At 49.6% G+C, this 15,396-nt stretch carries 15 protein-coding genes and 1 tRNA gene; 4 read left to right on the top strand and 12 right to left on the bottom strand.

Annotated features, from left to right (window positions below; all coding sequences use genetic code 11):
* Positions 1-26 precede the first annotated feature (26 nt).
* Complete coding sequence (locus tag ACO0LC_RS03420) at positions 27-209, top strand: hypothetical protein (RefSeq protein WP_423000648.1); 183 nt, start codon at positions 27-29, stop codon at positions 207-209.
* A 93-nt stretch (positions 210-302) separates the two neighbouring features.
* On the opposite strand, the gene ACO0LC_RS03415 is transcribed toward ACO0LC_RS03420, so the two are convergent.
* The 5 genes from ACO0LC_RS03415 to ACO0LC_RS03395 form a co-directional block, all read right to left on the bottom strand.
* A complete protein-coding gene (locus tag ACO0LC_RS03415; RefSeq protein ID WP_423000646.1) occupies positions 303-1,058 on the bottom strand; it encodes a hypothetical protein in 756 nt (251 codons plus the stop codon).
* A 12-nt stretch (positions 1,059-1,070) separates the two neighbouring features.
* Entirely contained in the window at positions 1,071-1,919 is an 849-nt protein-coding gene (locus ACO0LC_RS03410) for a MipA/OmpV family protein (protein ID WP_423000644.1), read from the bottom strand.
* Between the two features lie 148 nt (positions 1,920-2,067).
* Positions 2,068-2,829, bottom strand: a complete 762-nt coding sequence (locus ACO0LC_RS03405) for a glycosyltransferase (protein WP_423000642.1) — start codon at positions 2,827-2,829, stop codon at positions 2,068-2,070.
* 235 nt (positions 2,830-3,064) lie between these two features.
* On the bottom strand, positions 3,065-4,378 hold the full coding sequence (locus ACO0LC_RS03400) for an ATP-binding protein (RefSeq protein WP_423000640.1): 1,314 nt from the start codon (positions 4,376-4,378) through the stop codon (positions 3,065-3,067).
* A 12-nt stretch (positions 4,379-4,390) separates the two neighbouring features.
* Positions 4,391-5,077, bottom strand: coding sequence for a response regulator (locus ACO0LC_RS03395; protein WP_423000638.1), 687 nt, complete (start codon positions 5,075-5,077; stop codon positions 4,391-4,393).
* A gap of 242 nt (positions 5,078-5,319) precedes the next feature.
* On the opposite strand from ACO0LC_RS03395, the gene ACO0LC_RS03390 reads away from it, so the two are divergent.
* Positions 5,320-6,036, top strand: a complete 717-nt coding sequence (locus tag ACO0LC_RS03390) for a hypothetical protein (RefSeq protein WP_423000636.1) — start codon at positions 5,320-5,322, stop codon at positions 6,034-6,036.
* A 90-nt stretch (positions 6,037-6,126) separates the two neighbouring features.
* Entirely contained in the window at positions 6,127-6,810 is a 684-nt protein-coding gene (locus tag ACO0LC_RS03385; RefSeq protein WP_423000634.1) for a GNAT family N-acetyltransferase, read from the top strand.
* 34 nt (positions 6,811-6,844) lie between these two features.
* Here ACO0LC_RS03385 and ACO0LC_RS03380 read toward each other — a convergent pair whose 3' ends face one another.
* The 4 genes from ACO0LC_RS03380 to ACO0LC_RS03365 all read right to left on the bottom strand — a co-directional run bounded on the left by ACO0LC_RS03380 (position 6,845) and on the right by ACO0LC_RS03365 (position 11,648).
* Positions 6,845-7,789 (bottom strand): exopolyphosphatase, encoded by a 945-nt coding sequence (locus ACO0LC_RS03380; protein WP_423000632.1) that lies wholly within the window; start codon positions 7,787-7,789, stop codon positions 6,845-6,847.
* A gap of 391 nt (positions 7,790-8,180) precedes the next feature.
* Positions 8,181-9,464, bottom strand: a complete 1,284-nt coding sequence (locus tag ACO0LC_RS03375) for an MFS transporter (RefSeq protein WP_423000630.1) — start codon at positions 9,462-9,464, stop codon at positions 8,181-8,183.
* Between the two features lie 748 nt (positions 9,465-10,212).
* Positions 10,213-10,304 (bottom strand) — tRNA-Ser (locus tag ACO0LC_RS03370).
* 93 nt (positions 10,305-10,397) lie between these two features.
* Entirely contained in the window at positions 10,398-11,648 is a 1,251-nt protein-coding gene (locus ACO0LC_RS03365) for an aspartate kinase (RefSeq protein WP_423000628.1), read from the bottom strand.
* A 31-nt stretch (positions 11,649-11,679) separates the two neighbouring features.
* On the opposite strand from ACO0LC_RS03365, the gene ACO0LC_RS03360 reads away from it, so the two are divergent.
* Positions 11,680-11,841: a hypothetical protein gene (locus ACO0LC_RS03360; RefSeq protein WP_423000626.1), complete on the top strand. Its 162-nt coding sequence runs from the start codon at positions 11,680-11,682 to the stop codon at positions 11,839-11,841.
* A 289-nt stretch (positions 11,842-12,130) separates the two neighbouring features.
* Here the strand turns inward: ACO0LC_RS03360 and ACO0LC_RS03355 are convergent, their stop codons facing one another.
* From ACO0LC_RS03355 to aceB, 3 genes are all read right to left on the bottom strand, one after another.
* Complete coding sequence (locus ACO0LC_RS03355) at positions 12,131-12,697, bottom strand: DUF1415 domain-containing protein (protein ID WP_423000624.1); 567 nt, start codon at positions 12,695-12,697, stop codon at positions 12,131-12,133.
* A gap of 125 nt (positions 12,698-12,822) precedes the next feature.
* Positions 12,823-13,512, bottom strand: coding sequence for an aquaporin Z (gene aqpZ / locus ACO0LC_RS03350; protein ID WP_423000622.1), 690 nt, complete (start codon positions 13,510-13,512; stop codon positions 12,823-12,825).
* 283 nt (positions 13,513-13,795) lie between these two features.
* Positions 13,796-15,382 (bottom strand): malate synthase A, encoded by a 1,587-nt coding sequence (aceB, locus tag ACO0LC_RS03345; RefSeq protein ID WP_423000620.1) that lies wholly within the window; start codon positions 15,380-15,382, stop codon positions 13,796-13,798.
* Positions 15,383-15,396: the final 14 nt, after the last annotated feature.

The following is a 15,396-nucleotide window of genomic DNA, read 5'->3' as shown; positions in this document are numbered from 1 at the left end:
ACTGAGTAGTACAACAGGAGTCAATCATGCGAATTAAACTCATTACCATGACAGCCATTATCTTGGGGATGACCAGCTTGTCAGGCTGTGTCGTGGCACCAGCAAACGGGTACGGATATGGTTATGGATCGCGGGTCTATATCAGCCCGCCCCCTATCATTATTGAAGGCGGTTCTTACTGGGGTGGCAGGCATTGGCGACGCTGGTAGCAACAGTACGGGAACAGCTAATTCTGCCTTCCACCGAATTAGCTGTTAAAGTCGGTATTTGCTGATTTTTGCTTGCCTTTACTTACTTATCGCTCACTCAAACAGCGGCGCTATGGCGATAGGTGTTTGCGGTGTCAGCAACTGGCCTTTTTCCGGCACTTCGGCAAACCGCAGTGTCGCGGTTTTATAAGCCTTGTTAGACTCATCAGGGAAAGCACTATTATCCAGCAAGGCAAGCAAATGCATTTGCGCATCTGCACCCCTGAATTTTAGCCCTGCATGTGACAGATTTTTGGGGTAAGAAAAACGCACTCCAACGCAAACTTTGTTGGCCACTTTAACATCCCCTATGCTTTTTAGATAAGTCTGTGCCTGCTCACAGGCCAGACGCAGGTCAGTCAGCTCATACATGCCGTCTGCCCTGGTTAGTATCGATATCCTGCTTTGAAAACTGAACTGCCCCGCTGCCTGATTAATTGTCAGTTCTGCGTTTTCATCATAGGCAGATTTCAGCAAAGGAAAACTGGCACGACCCAGCACGTCCAGAGGCAAATTCAGCCGCATGGTTTTACCGACCAGATTTAATTGCAGATTGTCTGGCAAGGTATTTCCGGTTTTGCTGGAAACCTGGAAATGACTTTGAATCAAATGTTTTGCTTTGCCATATTTTTCAAACTGTATCATCAGTCTATAGGCATTGCGGTAAGCTATCCATTCAGTATCTGCCTGGCTTTCCGATGCCTGTAGCGCTGCCTGCTTCATGCCGGACAATGCGCTATTCGATTGCGCAAAAACCTGCATGGCAGCAAACTGCATCATGACAAAAATGGAGGCGTACTTGATGATCATGCTTTTATAAAATTAAAATCGATATGCCAGTCCCGAATACACGGTGACATAATTTCTTTTACCCAACCACAAACTATCCTGGTCTATATCAAACTGATGAGTTGCCGTTACTTGCGAGGTAATGATCCAGGACGAACTCAAGTCCCAATTCCAGTGCACACCCAGGTAAATATTTCTGACGTTGGCATTATTATTTGGCGCAGGCTTGCTCGTTTTCCAGGTTAAGGTCTCGCCACTCGAAGTCGCGAAACCATTTCCAGAACCAGCGATGCCGGCGACAGTTGCCATGGAACCATCAGCAAGATTGGGATCAAATCTTGAGTTGGCGTTATCGTAATAACGTCTGCTCCAGGTCAGGCCAGACGACAATGCAAGCCCGTGATGATCAGCAATTCTGTAATAACTGCGACCTTCTATATTCAGGTAAGTCGTCTTTTTCCCGGCACCGGCGCCCAGCAGCAGTTTGGTAGCGATGCGCAGATTATTCAAAGGGCGCAAGTTAAAGAAACCGCCTACCTGAAAACTACCATCCACATCCCCATATCCTGCCAGCTTGCGCGCGGCCGATGCACTGCAGCCTCTTTGATAAGATAGCAAAGGGCCAAACTCGTAAGCATCGGTCCGGCTCAAATGCATGCCAAAATTGGTATTACGCAAGAACACACCATTACTCCACTGCATTTGCACGTTAGGCATGAGGCGGGTTGTTTGTTCCCCGCCCACTTCGCAACTGGGTTCAGACAATACCCCCAGGCCGATATACATATCAGAACTACCGTCCGGCAAGCTACTTGAAGCCGGAGTCTGGGCACAGGCAACATGGGCGACACAAAAAAGGGATGCAAATATTATAGATTTCATGCTGATCAATTGTAGTCGTGTATATACCCAGCCTATCGTCAATACCATCAAAAAAGCGAAGCGATACTACAGGTATAGAGGCAAGGGAAATCCGCATCATAGACAGCTCTTTCCAATTTCGCAACGACCATACCCAAGCACCCTCCGCTCAAGGTGCTTTCGCATCTCCTGAAATCACATCGACATACAAGCGCACATAATTTTTTGCCATCATTTCAGCCCTGAATACCGTCTGATAACGTGCCTGGGCAAACTTGCCCAGGCGCTCTGCCAGTTCTGGCTGGTCCCATATACGGCTCATGGCTGTACGCAAAGCAAGCACGTCTCCAGACGGCACAAGCAAGCTGGTTTCACGAGCAATATTGTCATAGCTGGCGTCCCCATCCATCTCGCCGGGTAACTCAGTCGATATCATGGGCTTGGCAAACATCGCTCCTTCCAGCAGCGATATATCCTCGCCATCCGACCCCACATGGGATGGCAACAACAGCCCACAGCAAAGACCCAGTAAAGCGACTTTATCTTCTTCAGGCAAAGCCCCCAGAAAATGCACCTTATTGAGCCGCAAGTCCCTTGCTTGCTGCTGCAAATTTGCCTGCTCCGGGCCATCACCCACTATCAGGACGGTCATGGTACTGCCTGCCACGGCCTGCAGCAAAATAGGCAAACCCTGCTGCGCACTCAGCGTTCCTGCGAACAAAAAGAAACGTCCGGCAAAGCGTTGCCGCCATTTATTCAACATGGCAGGTAGTGGCTCCCTGCCCGGGAGAGCCTCACTGTCGTCACGCAACTGAGCCAAGTGGATGTTACCGGCCAGATAATCCGGTGCATCCAATGCCAGCTTGTCGATATCGTTCAAAAACCAGTGACGCAGCGGCTGGTACACTTTTTCAAGAAATTTTTGTCGCACGATGTTTGAGTGAGGGCTCACGATTACAGGTTTCCTGATTCCACAAAACAGATGCATTAATCCATGAGAATGCGCACTAACCTACAAGCGCGAGATCAAGGAATACGAATGAAATACGAAAGAACATACAACAGCACACCATGAAGAGAATGATAGAGAGCAGCAGGCTACAAATCTTCCCCAACTTGTCTGGCAAATGTCATCAATTTGTACGTCTGTGGCTTAGTTGGACTAATCAGGCCTGTAAAGGTAAAGAAATGATAAATCTGGCACCTCCAAATTGTCCCTCTTGCACGATAATTTGACCGCCATGGGCCTCAATGGCTTTCCTTGCAATGGCCAGGCCCAGGCCAAAACCGCCAGTGTTGCGGTCACGACTACGGTCCAACCTGTAAAAAGCATCAAAGACACGTTCCCGTTCACTGGCAGGTATACCTGGGCCATCATCTTCCAGGCTAATGTCGATATTGCCATCCACTCTCCTGGCGTCTAACCAGATACGTCCGTTGGCATATTTGGCGGCATTGCGCAAAAGATTGCTGATAGCCCGCATCAGCAAACGCTGGTCTGCCTGCACATTGCCAAGACCGGCAGAAAAATCTGTCACTAGCTCGTGAGCCACCAGCACGTGCTGCAAACTGCTGACGCAGTTATGCAAGCTCATTCCAAGGTCAAACTCACTGCAATCCAGCTTGGCATCCTGATCCAGTTTACCCAGGTCCAGCAATTCACTGACCAATGCATTGAGCTCACTGATATCCGCCTCCATGGCCAGCATGCGCGGCTCAAGCTGGGGATTTTTTGCAGCGTTTCTTAATAATTCCAGGGCAAATTCCAGCCTGGCGATGGGGGTGCGCAATTCATGGGATACCGAATGCAAGAGATTCTTTTGCGCCGCCAGCAAAGCCTCTATCCGCGTTGCCATCTGGTTCATGCGCTGCGCCAGCGGGTAGATACTGTCGCGCTCGCTGGTTTGCGCCCTGACCTTCAAATACCCAGCGCCAAATTCGTCGGCGACTTTTGCCAGCGCCTGCAAACCGCGCCAATGGCTGCTGGACCAGACGGCAATCGGTATCAACAAACACAGGGCGACTATGATGTAGCGCAGCAATTCGGTTTTTAGTACAGGCACGACATCGATGGGTAAATCCTGCGCCAGCAAGACTTCTTCATCACTGCCGATATAGCGCTCACCATTCAAGTCGACACGGCGATAAAAGGATTTGGCAGCCACATCCATGACCACATCCCCCCGCATCAATTGCGCCTGCTTTGTCTTGCTCATTTTTTGCTGCGCCATTTGCAAAGGGATCAGCTCTATCCTGGCGTGGGTAATTTCCCGTATCTTGTTGAGGCGTGTCAGCCACTCATTGGGCCCGGCCTGGTCGACATATTCCGTCAACAATAAAATCTGTCCTGACGCCTGCTGCAGCGCCACTTCTTCCAGGGGATCACCAAAAAAGAGGGTGATGGAAGCGTAAATGGCGATCGTGGCGACGCTGATGGACAGCATCACCAAAGCAAAGAAGCGCAGGAACAGGCGATTCATCCCCTGATCCCATTAATCCCAGGCGGACGGGCTGAACAAATACCCCTCTCCCCAGACTGTCTTGATCTTGTCGGCATCTGCATCGTCAAATTTGCGCCGCAAGCGAGAAATTTTATTGTCTATGCTGCGGTCCAGGCCATCAAATTCTATGCCACGCATCTGTATCAGAATATCATTGCGCGACAAGACCTTGCCAGCAGCCTCTGCCAATACCAGCAGCAGTTTATATTCAGCACTATTGAGCGCAACGGGTTGATCGCGCCAGAATACCGTGCGGTCATTGCGGCACAGGCGAAAAGCACCAAAGACCAGTTCGCCACTGTCATCTTCAGGCTCATCCTTGACACGCCTCAGCAAAGCACGCAAACGTGCCAGCAATATCCTCGGTTGCACAGGTTTGTTGACATAGTCATCTGCGCCTTGCTCCAGGCCAGATACTTCATCAAAGGCATCTTCACGTGCAGTCAGAATCAAAATCGGTACAGTACTGATGGCGCGCAACTGGCGGCAAACCACCATGCCATCCATGCCGGGCAACATCAAATCAAGAATCACGATATCTGGCGAACTTTGCTGGAAATGCCCAAGAGCTGCATCACCACGGCTGACGATGTCTATTGTAAATTCATATTCACCCAAATATTCGGCAACCAGCGCCGCGAGCTTGGCATCATCTTCCACCAGCATTACACGAAACATACATTTCTCCTTGGCCCGCATTGTTATTAGCAGGCCGCGATTTTACGCAAAAAGCCAGGTATGTAGAGGCCGCTTACAATTTTCAGACAATTTCAGAGCTGCGCCGAATCTACAAATTTAAGACAAATATTCTACATTTCGAGAACGATTTTCTTCATCCCCGAAGCTATTCTCTGCTCCATCAAGCTCTTATTAACTGAGGCCTCTTGTCAGGCCATCCCCTTATACCCTTAGGTTCTTCCATGAATTTACCAAAGCACTTACTCTTCGCCATCTTCGCCAGCGCTGTCCTGACTGCCTGTGGAGGCAGCAGTGATTATATTCCCAAGCCCCTTCCTGCGCAGCTCACCATAGATTTCAGTGGCGAACCAACGGGCTGGGCCTTTGGCACCTCGGACTTTAGCAGCGAAACCCGGCCCACTGACATCATCACTGAATACCGCACCCTGCCCCTGCCATTTAGTGGTAAAGGTTTATACACCTATGGCACCAACCGTAGCGATGATTTATTTATCTACATCAAGAAAAAATATTCAGGCTTTGCCCCCAATACCGAATATGCCCTGAGTTTTCAAACCACCATCGTCAGCAATGTCGCCTCGGGCTGCTTCGGTGTAGGCGGCTCACCTGGCGACAGCGTGTGGTTATTTGCCGGTGCCTCCCCGACAGAACCGTTGACAGTACAAAAAGGGGATGAGTTCATCATGAATATAGACAGAGGTGGCCAGTCAGGCTCGGGCAAATATGCCCTGGTGCTGGGCACCATAGGCAATGCCAGCACAGATTGTGGCCGAGCGCCCTATATGGAGAAAAAACTCAGTAATCAAACACCATTAAACGTCAAGACCGATGTCGACGGCAGCCTGTGGCTCTTGCTGGGCATAGACTCCGGCTTTGAATCCACCAGCCACATCTATTACAAAAGCATCATAGTAAACGCCGTACCCGTCGCTAAATAAGGCGAAGACAAGGTCAAAGCTGCCGTTTGCCTGTACGCCGGGCACGCGGCACAGTAAAATTCTCTATCGTGAAAACCATAGATGAATTCCATGTCAGCAGTTAATACAGATAAGCCAGACAATCCAACAGCAGCAGAACTATCCGGCATCAGCGCACAGATACAAGCCGCCGCCCTGCAGGCCGGCCTGACACTGCGCCTGGCTGCCAAGGGCTATACCAATGGCCCAGTCTATCTGAAGGCAGAAAAAATCCTTGGCCATAAACTAAGCTTTCGCAACGCCACCGTGGCAGATGCCGACTACATCGTGGCTTTACGTACCGACGAGCAAAAATCCAGGTTCATTTCCAGTACGTCAGCAAATGTTGAGGCACAGAAGCAATGGCTGGAAAAATATGCCCATGATGACAGGCAAATTTACTTCATCATCCAGGATATGGCAGGAGAAAAGATAGGCACGGTGCGCCTGTACGACCAGCAAGCGGATTCATTCTGCTGGGGCTCGTGGATCATACAAGCTGGTTCAGCCAGCAGCAGCTCGATAGAATCCGCCTTGATGGTGTATCACTATGCACTGGCCCTGGGTTTCCAGCAGGCGCATTTCGATGTGAGAAAAGCCAATGAATCCGTCTGGAAATTCCACGAACGCTTTGGCGCAAAAAAAACCGGCGAAACGGCAGACGACTTGCTTTACACCATCGCCGCCAGCGACATCATCCACTCCCTGGACAGGTACGCAAAATTCCTGCCCAGGGGTATACAAATCCAGTTTTGATTCAGTATTGCCAACGCATCAGTATGTCAGCGCATCAGCCGTCTTGATTGATACGGCTAATGAGCGTCGCCAACACCTGCTCTGCCTGTTCATTACCGACCTGGCAAGTACCGGCATTTTCATGACCACCGCCGCCAAACTCCAGCATCAAGGGACCAATATTGGTTTTGGAACTGCGGTTCAAAATCGACTTGCCAGTCGCAAACACGGTATTCTGGTTTTTTAAGCCCCAGAGTACATGGATGGAAATATTGGTCTCAGGGAATAAGGCGTAGATCAGGAAGCGATTACCTGCAAAAATGGTTTCTTCATTGCGCAAGTCCAGTACCACCAGGTTTTTATGCACGGTAGCGCAGCGCAGGATTTGCTCCTTGCACTTTTCTTCATGCTCAAAATACAGGTCCACCCTCTCTTTGACATCCAGGTTTTGCATGATTTCCGCGATGCCCTGGGTCTTGCAGAGATCAATCAATTCCATCATCAAATTGTAGTTTGATATCCTGAAATCACGGAAGCGCCCCAGGCCAGTACGCGCATCCATCAGGAAATTCAGCAAATCCCATTCTTGCGGATGCAAGACTTCCTGGCGATTGAATTGCGCAGAGTCACCCTTATCGACCGCCGCCATCATGCGGTCCCAGGACGCCGGGAAAGCCTTCAGCCCGCCATAATAGTCATATACCACTCTGGCTGCCGACGGTGCCTCGGGCGCGATGACATGGTTCGTCCTGGCACCACCCTCTGCATTGCGCAAAGTCTCAGACAAGTGATGGTCAAACGCCATATGTATTCCATCGACATAGGGCAAATTAGTGCTGATATCATTGTCGCTGACAGCAATCTTGCCATCCTGCATGTCTTTAGGATGAACAAAGAGAATGTCATCTATCAAATCCAGATGCTTGAGCAAGACTGCACACACCAGCCCGTCAAAATCACTACGCGTAATCAAACGAAATTTTTTGGCATTGTCAGACATGAATACTCCCCCAAGGTAGTGGTTTATTCCTGATACAACAAAACTCGCCTTACTAAAGTGCCAACATATTAAAACTGGCTAGATTTGTTTAATGTAATCACTTTCCCCGCGCTTGTCCATGAACTCAGTGAATATGTAACAAGACATCATGTTTGCAGCAAAATAGTTCGATCTTAAACCACCGCTTCGTCAAACATGACATTGATTTGTCTGGATAATTTTTTCTTTGCCTGGATTTCGGGCATACCTCATAACCTGAGCTAGCGAGACGGACGAGGCCAACCAGAATCCTTGGCAACCGACGATCTGGGTTCATTGCCGCCTTACGCCTTTTTGCTAAAGCGGCTGCCTTAGCTTTGTGTCCTGTACTGGTTACAGCTCCTGCATTGAATTATTCAAAACGCTCCTTGACGATACCGCGATAAATCAGGAAGGTCGCCAGCAAGCCTATGCCGCCAGCCATGGCCAGCCAATATCCTGGTGCAGCCTTATCGCCGGTGGTTTCTATCAACCAGGTTGACACCAGAGGTGTCAAACCACCAAAAAGCGCCGTGGCCAGGCTATAGGCCAATGAAAAACCTGCAGTACGAATGCGTAAAGGGATAATTTCAGTCAGGGCAACTACCGTGGCACCGTTATAGCTACCGTACAGGAAAGACAGCCATAATTCCACGATCAGCATATGCTCATAACTTGGATTGGCGATCAGCCATGACAACAAGGGATAAGCCGTGACCAGCGTCAGGCCAGAGAATAATGCCATCAACGGCCACCGGCCTATGCGGTCTGACAGCGCCCCCATGACAGGTAACCAGATGAAATTGGAAACACCCACAAACAAAGTGACCAGCAGGCTTTCGACTGTCGTCAGTTTCAAGACACTCTTGCCAAACGTAGGCGTATAAACTGTAATCAGATAGAAAGATACGGTAGTCATGACTATCAGCATCATGCCGGTTAACACCAGTGGCCAGTTCAGCGAAATCGTTCTCAGCATTTCCTTGAATGTGGGATGCGTTTTTTGTGCCAGATAGGCTTCGGTTTCCTGCAATGAGCGCCGGATATAAAACACCACTGGAATAATAGAACAGCCGATAAAAAACGGGATGCGCCATCCCCAGTCTGCAATAAATTCCTTGCTCAGGTTTTCATTTAAAAAATAACCCAGGCTGGCAGAAAAAATGATGGCGACCTGCTGGCTTGCTGATTGCCAGCTCACATAAAAACCTTTGTTTCCCGGCGTCGCCATTTCCGACAAATAGACCGAGACCCCGCCCAACTCAACACCGGCAGAAAAGCCCTGCAACAAACGCCCTATCAATACCAGCAAGGGGGCCAGCAAACCTATCGTGGCATAACCCGGCACGAATGCGATCAATGCCGTGCCCGAAGCCATGATCCCCAAGGTCAGCACCAGACCTTTACGGCGGCCTATGCGGTCTATATAGCCCCCCAGGATAATGGCACCCAGAGGGCGCATGAAGAAGCCTGCACCAAAAGTGGCAAAGGTCATCATCAGAGCGGCATATTCACTGCTGGCCGGAAAAAATGCCTTGGCGATGTAGGTCGCATAAAAGCCAAACAAGAAAAAATCGTACATCTCGATGAAATTCCCACTGGTGACGCGTATCACGGTAAAGAATTTCGATTGCTGCGGGCTGGCAGTTGTACTCACCTGAAGTCTCCTGAATGCTGCTGATAAGAATGCAAAGAATAGCGTAAATAGTAACGTGACTTAAGCGTCATGGTCACATTTACTACTTTACGTTACAGTTCTTATTGTTTATTTGCATGCAAGGCTGGCGCTTGCAGCGAGACAGTTTTATGTTAAAGAAATGTGTGAATTTAAGGTCTGCCCCTCTTATTGGCTCACGATTACGACCCAGGTTTCGCGAGTTATGCGGCTTATCTTGACGAGTAGAAGAAAGGAGTGCTTGACATGACATTGCCAGGCAATATTCGCCGCTGACACAATTGTGAGCAGATTCCGTTACGGGAAGTCGCCAGACGACTGACATCCCTCGCAACACGGCCCATTGCTACCCGTGCGCTACTATTTACGCTCTGAAGTCACAGAGCCAGCCTAGGCGTAGCGACAAGTATGCATTACAGCTTTCAAGCTGACTTAGAAACCGAAGCCAGCAAAAACTGCAAACAACGACGCAGCGTAAAACAGCTTTACTTGAATCTGAACGAGCTGGGATTTAAGGTGGTGATGGCCGGTTGGCGAGCCTCATCAGGAAGCGGAAGGTGAATCAACTGACAGAATCAACTCAGCTAACAAACAAACAGACGTAACAATCCGATCAGATATCTTCTTAAAAACGGAAGCCCGGTATTGATGACATACCAAGTGGCAGGAATATAGATAATCGTTAAAAAAGAAAAAGCCCCTGGTTACCCAGGGGCTTTTTCAGTATTGCTGGCGGAGATGGTGAGATTCGAACTCACGATTCAGGTTACCCCAAATGCTTCCTTAGCAGGGAAGTGCCTTCGGCCACTCGGCCACATCTCCACACTATTGCAACCGCCAAAAGCTCAGCTGCAATTGAGACCGTGATAATAGCTGCTTGTGTGACTTTGGTCAACAGTCAAGCCAGAAAATTTTTTAAGCGCTTTCCAGACCAAATGCTTTATGCAGGGAACGGACTGCCAATTCCATGTATTTTTCATCGATCAGGACCGAGATCTTGATTTCTGAAGTGGAGATCATCTGGATATTGATGCCCTCTTCCGACAAGGTGCGGAACATCTGGGAAGCGATACCTACGTGGCTACGCATGCCTACGCCAACGACGGAGACCTTGGAGACCTTGGAGTCACCCACGATGCTGCCCGCGCCGATATGCGCCTTGACGCTGCTTTCCAGCACGTCCATGGCCTTTGTGTACTCACCGCGTGGCACGGTGAAGGTAAAGTCAGTCTTGCCTTCGACAGACTGGTTCTGGATGATCATATCGACTTCGATATTGGCATCGGCAACCGGGCCTAGGATTTGATAGGCAATGCCTGGCCTGTCTGGTACGCCCAAGACGGTGATTTTTGCTTCATCACGGTTAAACGCGATGCCGGTGATGGTAGCTTGTTCCATGTGTGTATCTTCCTCAAACGAAATCAGGGTGCCGGAATTCGCTTCTTCTTCCAGCGGCATTAATGGGTCGGTCAGTGATGACAAGACGCGGGTAGGCATGCGGTAGTTACCGGCAAATTCGACGGAGCGAATTTGCAGTACTTTGGAACCCAGCGAAGCCATTTCCAGCATTTCTTCAAAGGTAACGGTATTCAGGCGACGTGCATCAGATACCACGCGCGGATCAGTCGTGTAGACACCGTCAACGTCAGTATAAATCAGGCATTCTTGCGCCTTCAAGGCAGCAGCCACGGCCACAGCAGAAGTATCAGAGCCACCGCGACCCAGGGTCGTGATATTGCCCAGTTCATCCACACCCTGGAAGCCAGTGATGATGACGATCTTGCCTGCATCCAGGTCAGCCTTGACCTTGGCTTCATCAATCGAGGCTATTCTGGCCTTGGTATGGGCAGAATCAGTCTTGATGGCAACTTGCCAGCCAGCATAGGAAACGGCTTGTTTGCCTATCGCTTGCAGGGCAATGGCCAGCAAACCGACGGAGACTTGTTCGCCGGTGGAGGCGATCATGTCGAGTTCACGAGGATCTGGCTGGGCAGAAATTTCTTTTGCCAGACCGATGATACGATTTGTTTCACCAGACATTGCTGAAGGCACCACGACTATCTGGTGACCGGCATCATGCCATTTGGCGACGCGCTTGGCGACGTTCTTGATGCGTTCTGTCGAACCCATCGAAGTACCGCCGTATTTGTGGACGATTAAAGCCATAGATATAGAGACTGAGATAGAAGACTAAAGGGTGAAAAATGCGGAAAATCAACCTCTTACTGTACATGCTGCTCTGCAAAATAACAAGGCACTTAGATCCAGAAAAACGGAAGAAACGCTGGTCCGGGATTTGGCGCAAGCCGATTTTTTACAGAAAGATGGCAATAGAAATAAGGGATTTGCAGGAAAATAGCATTGAATAAGGCTGGATGCAGCGTGGAGGCTTGCCGTTATTTGCCCTCTGACAGCAAATAACGGAGTAGATAAAAGGAAATTTTTAGATATTTCCTTTAAAAATCAAAAGCTTAAAAACACATACTCCCTATCAGTATATTCATTTTTAATGATTTACGCTGATTAGCGATAAAAAGTAAATTGTAAATTACTTATTTGCATATCAATATAAGAATTGAATAGATTGATATGCAAACTGCTTTTGTTGACGCTTTTCTTGACGCTTTCTTGATTTTACTGATCCAGGCTTACTTTTTTTCGTATTTGGAAAACAGGCGACGCCAGCCTTCATGGCCCAGTTCGCGCATGGTTTCCATGTTCTTTTCATAGATTTGCTCTGCTTCCGGGAAAGCTTCTACTGCCTTGTCTATGCTTTCTTCACGCAGCAAATGCAGGGTCGGGTATGGTGAGCGATTGGTATAGTTTTCTATATCATCCTGCTCGGTGCCAGCAAACTGATAATCCGGATGGAAGCTGGCAACTTGCAGGATGCCATCGAGTTCCATTTCTTCCAGCATGCCATCGGCCACATCAAGAAAATCATTGAAGTCGAGGAAATCATTCAATGCCAGGGGATGAATGAGCAAGGTGGTTTCTATTTTCTCTGGATTGGCTTCGGCCAGTAATTCAAGTTCACGCTCCAGGTCTTCCAGCAAGGCTTCTGGTGTTTTAGCCAGGCTGACGACATAGCGCACTTGCTGCTTGATTTGCACAGCCTTGGCGAATGGGCAGAGATTCAAACCGATGACGGCTTTGTCCAGCCAGGCTGCGGTTGAGGAAATGACGTCGTCGGTATCGATGAGATTGCTGGGCATGATGGTCATAAAAGAGCTGAAGGCCTGAGGATACCATGCCAGATTTTCAGATGCATGACATCCGACAAGTTTGCATGGTATTTACCAGCCTGCAGCGCTTGCGCCCTGCCCAGTCTTACCCTGGCTTATTTTGCTTCGCCAGCAATCGCCTTATAGCTGACTGCACCCAGCACTGCACCAACGATAGGGGCGACCCAGAACAACCATAATTGCTGCAAAGCCCAGCCACCAACATAGATGGCAACACCGGTACTTCGCGCAGGATTGACTGAAGTATTGGTGACAGGAATACTGATCAGATGGATCAGCGTCAAACCCAGGCCGATGGCGATAGGAGCAAAACCTTGTGGTGCGCGGCTATCGGTAGCACCGAGTATGATGACCAGGAACATCATGGTCATGACCACTTCTGTGACCAGTGCTGCCACCATGGAATAACCGCCAGGAGAATGTTCGGCGAAACCGTTAGAAGCAAAACCACCCGATACATCAAAACCTGCCTTGCCACTGGCGATCAGGTACAAGACACCACCAGCAACGATGCCACCCAAAACCTGGGCGACGATGTAAGGCAGTAATTTATTCGCTGGAAAACGGCCACCAGCCCACAGGCCGATAGAGACAGCTGGATTCAAATGGCAGCCAGAGATATGGCCTATCGCATAAGCCATGGTCAGTACAGTCAGGCCAAAAGCCAGTGACACGCCATGCAAGCCTATGCCCACACCAGGGAAAGCTGCTGCCAGCACGGCACTGCCGCAGCCGCCTAGTACCAGCCAGAATGTTCCCAAAAATTCAGCACCATATTGTTTCATCTTTTCACTCACTTTTCTAAGGTATGGGGTTGCCCGGATTTGCTGTGCAGAAGACCACAAGTTGCGCCAGCACAGTGGCAACAATATAACAAACTTATATTGCCTTATTGTTAAAATGTGTGATGTATTGCTACTTTTTTCCTGAGCAGGCTAATGAATTAAACATGTTTTTCAAAAATCATTGCCCACCTTTACTAAAAAGCAATTAAAAAAGCGAACACCCAGGTGTTCGCTTTTTTGGCATCCCGCAGTCTTGGGAGAAGGCTGCAATATTACTACGACATCAGATTTCTTCGTACAAAGGCAAAGTCAGGAATTCAGCAAAATCTTCAGAAGTCGACATTTCCTCAAAAATTTGCGCGGCACGGTCATAAGTTGCACCATTACCAGCGACCTCTTTGACTTTGACCAATTCTTCCGGGATCATGGCGCGCACCATGTCGGCCGTGACTTTGCGGCCATCTTCCAGATTGCCCTTGACAGAACGTATCCATTGCCAGACTTGGGAACGGCTGATTTCTGCGGTTGCTGCATCTTCCATGAGGTTATGGATAGGCACGCAACCATTGCCAGCCAGCCATGCGCCGAGGTAATGAATTCCGACGTTGATGTTATAACGCAGGCCCGCTTCAGTGATCGGTGTTTCAGGCTGGAAGTTCAGCAAATCTTTGGCACTGACTTCGATATCTGGGCGTTGTTTGGAGATCTGGTTAGGTGCGTCGCCCAATACTTTCTTGAACTCTGTCATCGCCAGCTCTACCAGGCCCGGGTGAGCTACCCAGCCGCCATCGTAACCATCGGTCGCATCACGGGCTTTGTCATTACGTACACCGCCCATGGCGATCTCGTTTTTCTCTGGATCATTCTTGATAGGGATCAGTGCTGCCATGCCGCCGATAGCCGGTGCATTACGCTTGTGGCAGGTTTTCAGCAACAGCAAAGCATAAGAACGCATGAAAGGCGCTGTCATGGTGACCTTGGCGCGGTCTGCCAGGCAGAAGTCTTTATCGTTCTTGAATTTTTTGATGCAAGAGAAAATATAATCCCAGCGACCAGCATTGAGGCCTGAGCTATGTTCGCGCAATTCATACAAAATCTCATCCATCTCAAAGGCGGCAACGATGGTTTCGATCAACACTGTGGCCTTGATGGTGCCTTGCGCCAGGCCGATTTCATTTTGTGCCATGACGAAAATGTCATTCCACAGGCGCGCTTCCAGGTGGGATTCCATCTTGGGCAGATAGAAGTAAGGGCCAGCGCCGCGTGCCAGTTGTTCTTTGGCGTTATGGAACAGGAACAGGGCAAAATCAAAGATGCCGCCAGAGATGCGTTTGCCATCGACGAGTACATGTTTTTCATCGAGGTGCCAGCCACGTGGGCGCACGACCAGGGTGGCGATCTTGTCGTTCAGTTTGTAGGATTTGCCGTTTTGTTCCAGGCTGATGGTGCGGCGCACGGCGTCGCGCATATTGATCTGGCCGGTGATCTGGTTATCCCAGTTTGGCGTATTGGAATCTTCAAAATCTGTCATGTAACTGTCAGCGCCAGAGTTGAAGGCGTTGATGACCATCTTGCGCTCTACCGGGCCAGTGATTTCTACACGGCGGCATTCCAGTGCTTTAGGAATAGGTGCGATCTTCCAGTCACCTTCGCGGATATGCAGGGTTTCTGGCAGGAAGTCTGGTGTCTCACCGGCATCCAGGCGCTTGGCACGTTCTACGCGGGCAGCCAGCAATTCCTGACGGCGTGGCTCGAATGCACGGCTCAGTTTGGCAACCAGGGCCAGGGCTTCCGGTGTCAGAATCTCGGCAAAGCCTGGCTTGATTTCGCCGCTGATTTGCATGCCTTCAGGTAAAGTCAGTTGTGTCATTATGGTCTCCAAAA

It is taken from the genome of Undibacterium sp. JH2W (assembly GCF_049340425.1).
Lineage (GTDB): Bacteria > Pseudomonadota > Gammaproteobacteria > Burkholderiales > Burkholderiaceae_D > Undibacterium.
This window is presented reverse-complemented; position numbering and strand designations above follow the sequence as displayed.

Excerpts from the sequence above, each read along its gene's own strand:
- ACO0LC_RS03420 (WP_423000648.1), top strand. The coding sequence starts at position 27 with ATGCGAATTAAACTCATTACCATGACAGCCATTATCTTGGGGATGACC.
- ACO0LC_RS03415 (WP_423000646.1), bottom strand. The coding sequence starts at position 1,058 with ATGATCATCAAGTACGCCTCCATTTTTGTCATGATGCAGTTTGCTGCC.
- ACO0LC_RS03410 (WP_423000644.1), bottom strand. The coding sequence starts at position 1,919 with ATGAAATCTATAATATTTGCATCCCTTTTTTGTGTCGCCCATGTTGCC.
- ACO0LC_RS03400 (WP_423000640.1), bottom strand. The coding sequence starts at position 4,378 with ATGAATCGCCTGTTCCTGCGCTTCTTTGCTTTGGTGATGCTGTCCATC.
- ACO0LC_RS03395 (WP_423000638.1), bottom strand. The coding sequence starts at position 5,077 with ATGTTTCGTGTAATGCTGGTGGAAGATGATGCCAAGCTCGCGGCGCTG.
- ACO0LC_RS03390 (WP_423000636.1), top strand. The coding sequence starts at position 5,320 with ATGAATTTACCAAAGCACTTACTCTTCGCCATCTTCGCCAGCGCTGTC.
- ACO0LC_RS03385 (WP_423000634.1), top strand. The coding sequence starts at position 6,127 with ATGTCAGCAGTTAATACAGATAAGCCAGACAATCCAACAGCAGCAGAA.
- ACO0LC_RS03380 (WP_423000632.1), bottom strand. The coding sequence starts at position 7,789 with ATGTCTGACAATGCCAAAAAATTTCGTTTGATTACGCGTAGTGATTTT.
- ACO0LC_RS03365 (WP_423000628.1), bottom strand. The coding sequence starts at position 11,648 with ATGGCTTTAATCGTCCACAAATACGGCGGTACTTCGATGGGTTCGACA.
- ACO0LC_RS03355 (WP_423000624.1), bottom strand. The coding sequence starts at position 12,697 with ATGCCCAGCAATCTCATCGATACCGACGACGTCATTTCCTCAACCGCA.
- aqpZ (WP_423000622.1), bottom strand. The coding sequence starts at position 13,512 with ATGAAACAATATGGTGCTGAATTTTTGGGAACATTCTGGCTGGTACTA.
- aceB (WP_423000620.1), bottom strand. The coding sequence starts at position 15,382 with ATGACACAACTGACTTTACCTGAAGGCATGCAAATCAGCGGCGAAATC.